A 9,205-nucleotide genomic window follows, 5' to 3' on the forward strand; every position below is an offset into this window, starting at 1 on the left:
ACAAGAAAACCATCGAGGACAGATAATGCAACGCGAAAACACACTCATCCGCGAAATTCACAACCTGCTCCAGGGTAGCGACGACTGGCACGCTTTCCGCTTCGACCACCGCGGCGCGAGCGAGGCCGCAGCTATGCTCGGGTTGTCGAAGAACGTCACCCGCAGCGACTTGGTGCGCATGAAGGCCACCGGCCTGGCCAAAGAGTTCAGCGACTGGGTGCAGGAGAACATCCTGGACCACGGTCACGAGGTCGAAGCCATGGCCCGGCCGTTCGCTGAAAAGATCATTGGCGACGAGCTCTACCCCGCCACGCTGTCGCTGGGACGTGAAAGCGCCTCCTGCGATGGCCTGAACATGGCCGAAACCATCGGCTTCGAGCACAAGCAGTGGAATGCCGTGCTGGCAGCGTCTGTTCGTGCCGACGTGCTGCCGGAAGATCACCAGCCGCAGGTCCAGCAACAGTTGCTGGTAACCGGTGCCGAGAAGTGGCTATTCATGACTTCCGACGGCACCGAAAACAACATGGTGTGGATGTGGGTATATCCAGACACCGCCTGGTTCTCGCGCATCGTCGCCGGATGGGAGCAATTCGACATCGACGTCGCCAACTACACTCAGGTTGACATCTCCGAGAAACCAGCAGCCGAGCCCATCGCAGCCCTGCCCGCGCTCGTCGTTCAGACCGAAGGAAAGGTCATCAGCAGCAACTTGGTGGCATATAAGGCCGCGGCGGAGAAGTTCATCGCCAAAATCAACACAAAGCTGGATACCGACGAAGACTTCGCCAATGCCGAAAACACTGTGAAGTATTGCGGCGAGGCGGAGGCCAAGTTGGAACTGGCCAAGGCCGCCGCACTGGCGCAGACCGCGACCATCGACGACGTAATGCGCACGGTCGACCACATCAAGGCGCAATTTCGCGCCAAACGCCTGGAGCTGGAAAAGCTGGTCAAAACACGCAAGGAGCAGATCAAAGAAACCATCCTGAACGAAGGCCGGTACGCCTTCACCGCGCATATTGCCGCGCTCGAAACCGAAATCACGCCACTGCGCCTGCAATTGCAGCAGCCGGACTTCGCCGGAGCTATGAAGGGCAAGCGCACCCTGAAAAGCTTGCGCGACGCTGTCAGCACCACGCTGGCCAACGCCAAGATCGCCACCAACGCGACGGCTGCCGACTATCGCGCAAAGCAGGCCTGGTGCGCCGAGCATGCCAGTGCGTTCAAATTCCTCTTGATGGACCTGCAGCAGATCATCGCCAAGCCGATGGACGACTTCCAGTTGCTGGTGACCAGCCGCATCGCTGACCACCAGCGCGCCGAAGCCCAGAAGGCCGAAGAGCTGCGCGCGCGCATCGCCAAAGAGGAACAGATCAAGGCTGAGGCGGCGGCAGCCGCGACCGCTCGCGCCGCCAGGGATGAAGCCGACCTTGCTGCCAGAAAAGCCGCTGCTGTGGACGTGGAGCATGCCCCGGCACCCGCCGAAAGCGCCGAGCCAGCCACGCGCGCCGCGGTGCCGAAGGGCCGGTTGACCCCGGCCGCAGCCTGGCCGCCAGTATCGCGCACGGCTAACGAAATTTTCGACGAAATCATGGATAGCGGCATGACCGATGACGACATCGTCGCGTTCGGTGCCGAGCACGACATGGAAGTCGACGAACTGATTCCGCGGCTCGAGCGCTTCATCGCCGACGCGCGCGCCGGCGCCCTGTCCGTCGCCGCTTAACCCCTGCCCCACCTGGAGAAAACTATGAGCATCGTCGCACAAGCCCCGCGCATCACCTTGGTGCCCGTCACGTCGTCGCAGATCGCCGCTATCGGGCACTGCGCCGACACGAACACCCTGGCCGTCCAATTCTTCTACAAGGGCGCGCCAGGCAATGTGTATCACTACCAGAATTTCACGGCTGAAGACTACGCCGCGTTTTCCGGCGCTGAATCGGTGGGCAAGCACTTCTACAAGAACATCAAGCCTCTCGCGGACAAGCATCCCTTCAAAAACATGGGCATCTACGCTGAGGCAGACTCGCAAAGGACCGGCGCAACGCTGCCGGCCGACCTGATTCCGGCGGCAGCATGAGCCACGAATGCACCCAGGAGCGGTTCCTGCGCGACGTGGCCGAGCACACGATGATCGTGATCCGCGACGACGGTGTGAATCGCCACATCCGTTTCAAGAAGCCGGACAGCGGCTGCATGCACTTCGACCTGATCACCTGGCCCGGCTACCTCTGCTACACCGGCGACATGGGTACCTATGTGTTCCAGCGCACAACCGACATGTTCGCCTTCTTCCGAAAAAACGGCAGGCTGGATTGCATCGATCACAACTACTGGGCGGAAAAGATCGAGGCCGCTGATCGCGACGGCGTGCGCAAGTTTAGCCACGCGAAGTTCCAGGCCATGGTGCGCTCGTGGGTGGACGACAGCGAAGAAAGCGACAAACCCGATGACGATGATGTTGCGGCGCTCGCCAAGCACAGAGCGGCATATGCCGAGCTGCGGGAGGCGGTCAACGACGAGGTCGTGAACGCCGATGACAACTCGACGCGCTGCTATGACGCAGCTAACGATTTTCGCCACAACGGCGACGCCTGGGAGGAATTTTACGGCAAGGACGCCCAGTTCGAATTTACTGACGTTTGGGATGGCTTCGACTTCGCAACCAAGGAATACACCTTTCGCTTCGTTTGGTGCTGCTACGCGCTGGCCTGGGGCATTGAGCAGTACGACGCGGCCAAGCGGGCGGCAGCCGAGGGGGCGCTGGTCGCGAGCGACACCGAGCTGGCCGGAGCACCGCCATGAGTGAAATCGTGCTGATGAAAATGTCCAACGTCCTCGTGCCTCACGACGAGGCGGCGGCCGAGTTCATTCAGAAGATGAAAATCGGCGCGCTTATGCATGCCGATTTCAAGAAGGTACGAAATTACAAGTTTCACAAGAAATACTTCGCGCTGGTCACGTTCGCATTCGACCAGTGGGAGCCGCGCGACGGCCTGACATATCAAGGCCAGCCAGTGAAAAAGAACAAGGAGCGGTTCCGCAAGGATGTAGCGATCCTGGCCGGCTTCTTCGAATCGACGGTGAACCTCAAGGGCGAGGTCCGCTTGGAAGCAAAAAGTATTTCGTTTTCGCAGATGGACGATATCGAGTTCGAGGCGCTTTACAGCGCAACCATCGACGTGATCTTGGCCCGCATATTGACAACATTTACCCGCGACGCGCTCGACGACGTCGTTGAACACCTACTGCGGTTCGACCGCTGAAAGACAAACCCATGTGGTTCCGAAATCTCCAGATTTACCGTCTCCCAGCACCGTGGAACAAAACGGCTGCCGATCTTGAGCAGGCGCTGGCCATCCAGGCGTTCACGCCGGCGACGAGCAACGAACTGTTACGCCAGGGCTGGGCCGCACCGCGAGGCGCCGGCGCACCGCTGGTGCACGCTGTCGGCGGCCAGTTCCTGATGCAGCTACGCACCGAAAAGAAGCTTTTGCCGGCTAGCGTGATCAACCAGGTGGCTGCCGCGCGCGCCGCCGAGCTCGAAGAAGCCCAAGGCTTCGCACCCGGCAAGAAAGCCATGAAGGAGCTCAAGGAGCGCGTGGCCGACGAACTGCTGCCGCGCGCATTCTCGATCACGTCCGAGACGTTCGTATGGATCGACCCGGTGAACGGCTGGCTGGCGATCGACGCGGCCAGCTCGAGCAAAGCCGACGACGTGATCAAGCTGCTGCTGAAGTCGGTCGACCGCATGCCGTTGGAAAGCCTGCGGGTGCAGCGCTCGCAGGTAGCTGTGATGACCGCTTGGCTGGAAACGGACGAGGCGCCGGTCGGCTTCACCGTGGACCGTGACGCTGAACTGCGCGCCACCGGCGAGAGCAAGGCGGCAGTGCGTTATGTGAAGCACGCGCTGGAAGTGGACGACGTCCGCCGCCACATCGCCGCCGGCAAGCAGTGCACGCGCCTGGCCATGACCTGGAACGACAAGATTTCGTTCGTGCTGACCGAGTCGCTGGCCATCAAGAGCGTCAAGGCCCTCGACGTGCTGACCGAGAACGGAGGCATTGGCGATGCTGGTGAGCGCTTCGACGGCGACTTTGCGCTGATGGCCGGGGAGCTGGCGAAGATGCTGACCGACCTGGTCGCGGCGATGGGTGGCGAGGCGATGATGGATGTGCCGGGCGAGCAGAAGGCGGCACCGGCCGGGATGGCCACGGGCGATGAGCCGGTGCGCCAGCAAATCCCGGTGCTATCCCTGAATGATCACATCGCAGGGCAACTCGCTCAGCGCGGCATGACCTTGCGCGACCTGGAGCTCAAGACGCAGGGCGAAGTGCCAGCAGGCGACGGCAGTGCCGCCGATCCGCTCTACGAGACGGCCGTAACTGTGGTGCGCACCAATCAGCGCGCGTCGATATCGCTGGTCCAGCGCCACCTGCACATCGGCGATAACCGCGCGGCGCGACTGCTGGAGGCGATGGAAGCCAGTGGAGTGATTAGTACAGCGGCATCCAACGGCAATCGTGAATTTTTGCCGTGTGAATCCTAAATACGGCACCTGTTCTTAGACAACTACCGCATCTAGCGTGACGAATATTACGTATTAGATTTCACAACTTTGGTTGTCGATCCAGCCTTCGCAAGAGCGGCCTTTTTCGGGACGGCAGCCTTTTTAACTGGCTTGGCTTTTTTTTCAGCAGTGCGATCGTTCATAAACGCGATGAAATCATTCCAAGTGATCTTCTCTCCATTCTCGCGTTTGGTCCTGCCGTTACACCAGATCAGGTGGCTGCCAGTCGCCACCAGATCACCAAGAAATACGTCTTTTGTGTCACGGATTTCCAGTTCCATGCCCGTGTTTTTCAGAGCCATATCAACGCTCAGATCTTTAATCGAGACTTTCATACTTGTTCCTGGTTTTGTTGTAAGGGAACTAAAGAATATACCAAAGCAATTTTTTATTCACGTAAACAATTTAAAAAGCGATCCCCATGTCTCAAAACACCAAAATTGAATGGGCCGACCACACTTTCAACCCATTGGAGGGTTGCCAGAAGGTCGGGCCCGGCTGCGACCATTGCTACGCCGAGACGCGCAACGCGCGCTTCGCCGGCGGCACGGCCATCAACTGGGGCCTGAACGCGCCGCGGCGCCGCACGAGCGCGGCGAACTGGAACAAGCCATTGGCCTGGAACCGCGCGCACGCGGCATTCTTCGCCGAGCACGGGCGCCGGCAGCGCGTCTTCTGCGCCAGCCTGGCCGACGTGTTCGACAACGCGGTTGACCCGGCGTGGCGCCGCGACCTGTTCGACGTGATCGAGTTGACGCCGAACCTCGACTGGCTACTGCTGACGAAGCGCATCGGTAACGTGGCCCGCATGGTGGCCGACGCGCGCGCGCACGACTGGCTGGCCGGCCAGCGCAACGTGATGCTCGGCGCGACTATCGTGAATCAGGAAGAGGCCGACCGTGATATCCCGAAGTTGTTGGCGGTACCGGCGCGGCGCCGGTTCCTGAGCATGGAACCTCTGCTGGACGCGGTCAACTTGCGCCTGCAGCGGCCGACCACCGAGGATGACCGCCAGGACATGGACGGCTATTGCAGCCACATCACAACGGCCGTCGGCGCAGGCCTGCACTGGATCATCGTCGGCGGCGAGTCCGGCGCTGGTGCACGCCCGATGAACCCTACCTGGGCGCGAGGCATGCGCGACCAGTGTGCGGCGGCCGGCGTCCCGTTCCTTTTCAAGCAATGGGGAGAGTGGCTGCCTGCAGTTCCTTGCCGTAGCTTGAATGGTAAGACACTGGTCGTTAAGGGGGAGGCTCCTTTTACAGACGCGCCTCAATGGCAGTGCTTCGATGATGGCCAAGTAGTGGCTCGGGTCGGCAAGCGCGCCGCCGGTCGCCAGCTCGACGGCGTGCAGCACGACGGCTATCCAGCGCGATGAGCATCCTGACGATGAAGTGCCTCGACAATTTCGCGCAAGCCACGGTGAGTGCATGGCCGCCCAGGTGCCACCCGCTCGACCAACGCATTCAGCGTCCGGCGATCGTGCGAGGGGTCCGCGTAGCCGAGATCGAACAGTTCGCCCAGATGGTCAGTGTGCAATTTCTTTCCGCTCTTGGCGTTAAAGCAGATGGTCTGACGTCCGTCGCGGGCGGCCACTACCTCAAGCCCGCGTGCAACGGCGCCAGTGACGACGGCGCTTACAAATTCGGTCCGATTCATAGAGCGTCTCATATGGAAAAGGAAATCCTAACATGAAGGCCAGCGCCCTGCCCGCTATCAATTACGCGCCGCTTGACCCGGAAGCCTGCAAGCACCAGATGATTTTGATGAAGGCACTGCACTGTGCGCATCCGGTGATCTACGAAGGGAAGCAGTGCGTCGTCCAAGAGGTAAGCGCACGGCAGGCCGGCGGCCGCATCGAAGGCGTGGCCTATCTGCGCGGAAATCCGGAGCCGGTCGAGTGCTCGAAGATCACCCTGCAGCAAGCGCTTCAGTAATCCGGCCCGGACTACACCCAGATCCTGAAATACCAATTTTTGCGAGAACGATATGAATTTTGAACACGAATTGAACCAGTCGACGCCGATTGGACACTGCCTTGAGTGCTGCGCGAAAAATGGCACTCACACGCTGGATTGCTCACTCGGCACACCGCCGCGCATCACGATGACGCCGTTACTGCGGGACGCGCTGGAAACCTGGCGCCACGCCGCGGAGGGCGACGAAAACGCGGACCTGTATCTGCTCGATGTGCTGAGTCTAATGGCCGGCCCCGGCCGCGAGCAGCAGCGCGGGGTGCCGGATGCACCTGCGGCAAGTGGCTCGGCGCTGACGGATGCGCAGATCGACGCGATATGGGAGCAAGTCCCGAGAGGGGCCGACTCGCTTGAAGAAATACGCCGGGACGTCGCCAGAGCCATCCTCGCCGCCCAGCAGGGGACAAGCAGCGCGGCGTTGACGGATGAGCAGATTATGCGGATTGCGGGTGAATCATATGCCGATGGACTGCGCGATGATGTGAAGTTCGTCCGCGCCTGTTTCGCCGCCCAGCCCGCCAGCACCACCCCCGCAGCGGACGATGCCCACGAATGCGGCGAGCGGACTTGTCACTATTTCGGCAAGGCTGTGCCCGATCACTGCAAAGAATGCCACGCAGGCACCGCGCCCGCCAGCGCCGCAGCCGAAGCGCCCGACCTCGAAAGCTGCGCGAGCTGGCGATGGCGTCCACTCCAAGCTGGCTCGCCGCCCCTGTAGCAGCAGAGCCAGCGCCGACCGGAGGCCGCCATTAGTAAGGGCATTGCACGCCAGTCGGCAGAAATCGCGGATGCGCTGTGGAGCGGATAGCGCACGCACTGCAGCTGGGCCCAGCTGGCCCGCCGCTGGCAATCGAGCTGGACCCGGACGATGACGCGGTATTCACGGCGCCGCTGGATGATTGCTTACCAATGAAAGATGACGAAATGAAAAAGTCTAATAAGGGCCCTGAATCATGACCTATCCAATGGCTTGGGTCAAATTGGAAAAGTATTCCGAAATGACTGGTGACAGCGTTGATGCCGTAATGGCCCGGAGGAAAACAGGCAAATGGCTCGACGGGGATCAATGCAAAGTAGTGGATGGCCGGCTGTGGATAAATCTCCCAGCGGTAGAAAAATGGGCGGAGAAATGGGAACCACAAAATCAGTTTCAACGGGCGTAGAGTTAGCGGCGGGGACGCGTTCCCAATCGATTAGAATCAAGTTTATGTATCGAGGAATGGAATGCCGCGAATCACTCCAACTCACCCACTCGAAAGCGAATATCAACTATGCCATGCGGCTCAGGGGCGAGATTCTAAACGCCATTGAAAAAGGCACGTTCAAGTACGCGGACTATTTCCCGAATTCGAAAAATGCCGGAAAATTCGACGCTAGACCGGCCCGGGTCACGGTTGGCGAACTATTGCGCGAGCAACTGAGCATCGCTGACCGGACTCTATCGCCGAAGACGGCCAAAACTTACTGGGAGGCATGCAACACCCATCTTTTCAAAAAATGGGATAAAACTCCTATTCTGGGCTTAACGCCTCCAGTCGTGCGGGCCTGGATCGGAACGTTCACTTGCAAAGCAAAAACAATGCGGAACATACTTCAGCCACTAAGCAATGCACTCGTCCAGGCGGTTAATGATGATCTAATCGAGTTCAATCCGCTCGAACGCGTAAAACTGAATAAGATAATGACCAAGGAACAGCGTAAGAGTAATTTTGCCCCAGACCCGTTTGATATGTCAGAAATAGTTGCTATCCTGAAAGCGGCAGATGGCCAAAAGCGGAACCTATTCCAGTTTTCTTTTGCAACAGGCATGCGGCCAAGCGAATGCATGGCACTCGAGTGGTCTTCGATAGACTGGTTCAAAGGGAAGATTCGCGTTGAACGTGTCAAGGTGGCCGGCGTGACGAAAGAGGAAGCAAAGACTGCAGCAGGCAACCGTGATATCGATATGCGGCAAGGCGCGTTCGACGCTTTGAAGGCCCAGCAGCAGTTCACAGCACTCGCGGGCGGCGTAGTGTTTCATGATCCTGGAACAGATAGGGAGTGGTCCACTGACAAGGCCATACGGCAGAGATGGGAGATTGTATTGAGGAAGGCAAAGGTACGGTATCGAAACCCATATCAGACCCGCCACACGTTCGCCAGCACGCTGCTGAGCGGCGGAGAGAATCCGCTGTATGTCGCCAAGCAAATGGGACACAAAAACACCGAGATGTTGAGCCGTCACTACGGCCGATGGATTGAACAGGGCAGCGACGTAACGACCCGCGCCCAGTCAGCTGCGTTTTTCGCCAAAGTGTCGCCAAAGTTGGAGGTGCAAAAACGGGAACCCGCATAAACAGGACGTTTCAAGGCGCTTGGTCTCAGGTTCGATTCCTGGACCACGCACTGCATTCGAGCCCGCCAGAACTTTCCACCCAGATCACATCAACGGCTTGGAAAAGATGGCGCCGCCGCCAGCAACACAAACGCCTCGAAGCGCTTGACGCTTCGTTGCCCAGCCCTTCCAGCTATTATCGCTTGCCGGATTACACGGCCCTTTCGCCTCCTCTCCACCCATCTCAAATCAGCCAGTCAATCCCTCCGTGGTTGTTGGCCCCGGTCCGCCGATCCTTGTCATTGCCTGTATTTTCAATCGTGAGGACAGTCTACAATTGCTCCG

Annotated in this window: 12 protein-coding genes and 1 pseudogene; 12 read left to right on the forward strand and 1 reads right to left on the reverse strand. The window is 59.4% G+C overall.

Features of this window, described 5'->3' with window-relative positions; translation table 11 throughout:
* Positions 1 to 25 precede the first annotated feature (25 nt).
* The 6 genes and pseudogenes from RBA40_RS15310 (at position 26) to RBA40_RS15335 (ending at position 4,549) form a co-directional block, all read left to right on the forward strand.
* Positions 26 to 1,726, forward strand: coding sequence for a YqaJ viral recombinase family protein (locus tag RBA40_RS15310; protein WP_306648685.1), 1,701 nt, complete (start codon positions 26 to 28; stop codon positions 1,724 to 1,726).
* Between the two features lie 24 nt (positions 1,727 to 1,750).
* Entirely contained in the window at positions 1,751 to 2,080 is a 330-nt protein-coding gene (locus RBA40_RS15315) for a KTSC domain-containing protein (protein WP_306648686.1), read from the forward strand.
* Positions 2,077 to 2,805, forward strand: coding sequence for a hypothetical protein (locus RBA40_RS15320; protein WP_306648687.1), 729 nt, complete (start codon positions 2,077 to 2,079; stop codon positions 2,803 to 2,805). The genes RBA40_RS15315 and RBA40_RS15320 overlap by 4 nt, the downstream gene beginning before the upstream one ends.
* Positions 2,802 to 3,266, forward strand: coding sequence for a DUF1367 family protein (locus RBA40_RS15325; protein ID WP_306648688.1), 465 nt, complete (start codon positions 2,802 to 2,804; stop codon positions 3,264 to 3,266). The genes RBA40_RS15320 and RBA40_RS15325 overlap by 4 nt, the downstream gene beginning before the upstream one ends.
* Positions 3,267 to 3,277: 11 nt before the next feature.
* Positions 3,278 to 4,198 (forward strand): annotated as a pseudogene (locus RBA40_RS15330) (recombination-associated protein RdgC); the annotation flags it as partial.
* A 96-nt stretch (positions 4,199 to 4,294) separates the two neighbouring features.
* A complete protein-coding gene (locus tag RBA40_RS15335; RefSeq protein WP_306648786.1) occupies positions 4,295 to 4,549 on the forward strand; it encodes a DNA translocase FtsK in 255 nt (84 codons plus the stop codon).
* Between the two features lie 47 nt (positions 4,550 to 4,596).
* Here RBA40_RS15335 and RBA40_RS15340 read toward each other — a convergent pair whose 3' ends face one another.
* Positions 4,597 to 4,905 (reverse strand): hypothetical protein, encoded by a 309-nt coding sequence (locus RBA40_RS15340; protein ID WP_306648689.1) that lies wholly within the window; start codon positions 4,903 to 4,905, stop codon positions 4,597 to 4,599.
* Between the two features lie 86 nt (positions 4,906 to 4,991).
* Between RBA40_RS15340 and RBA40_RS15345 the strand changes: the two genes are divergently transcribed.
* The 6 genes from RBA40_RS15345 to RBA40_RS15365 all read left to right on the forward strand — a co-directional run bounded on the left by RBA40_RS15345 (position 4,992) and on the right by RBA40_RS15365 (position 8,881).
* Positions 4,992 to 5,948 (forward strand): phage Gp37/Gp68 family protein, encoded by a 957-nt coding sequence (locus RBA40_RS15345; protein ID WP_306648690.1) that lies wholly within the window; start codon positions 4,992 to 4,994, stop codon positions 5,946 to 5,948.
* The gene (locus tag RBA40_RS15350) at positions 5,945 to 6,265 is read left to right on the forward strand and encodes a hypothetical protein (RefSeq protein ID WP_306648691.1); all 321 of its coding nucleotides are present in this window, start codon (positions 5,945 to 5,947) and stop codon (positions 6,263 to 6,265) included. The genes RBA40_RS15345 and RBA40_RS15350 overlap by 4 nt, the downstream gene beginning before the upstream one ends.
* Entirely contained in the window at positions 6,262 to 6,507 is a 246-nt protein-coding gene (locus tag RBA40_RS15355) for a hypothetical protein (RefSeq protein WP_306648692.1), read from the forward strand. The genes RBA40_RS15350 and RBA40_RS15355 overlap by 4 nt, the downstream gene beginning before the upstream one ends.
* Positions 6,508 to 6,559: 52 nt before the next feature.
* Positions 6,560 to 7,264, forward strand: coding sequence for a hypothetical protein (locus tag RBA40_RS15360; RefSeq protein ID WP_306648693.1), 705 nt, complete (start codon positions 6,560 to 6,562; stop codon positions 7,262 to 7,264).
* Positions 7,265 to 7,544: 280 nt separating this feature from the next.
* The gene (locus tag RBA40_RS33750) at positions 7,545 to 7,709 is read left to right on the forward strand and encodes an excisionase family protein (RefSeq protein WP_510184486.1); all 165 of its coding nucleotides are present in this window, start codon (positions 7,545 to 7,547) and stop codon (positions 7,707 to 7,709) included.
* Complete coding sequence (locus RBA40_RS15365; RefSeq protein ID WP_306648694.1) at positions 7,637 to 8,881, forward strand: site-specific integrase; 1,245 nt, start codon at positions 7,637 to 7,639, stop codon at positions 8,879 to 8,881. The genes RBA40_RS33750 and RBA40_RS15365 overlap by 73 nt, the downstream gene beginning before the upstream one ends.
* The last annotated feature ends 324 nt before the right edge of the window (positions 8,882 to 9,205 follow it).

The organism is Massilia pseudoviolaceinigra (assembly GCF_030846505.1).
In the GTDB taxonomy this organism is placed as follows: Bacteria; Pseudomonadota; Gammaproteobacteria; order Burkholderiales; family Burkholderiaceae_D; genus Telluria_A; species Telluria_A violaceinigra.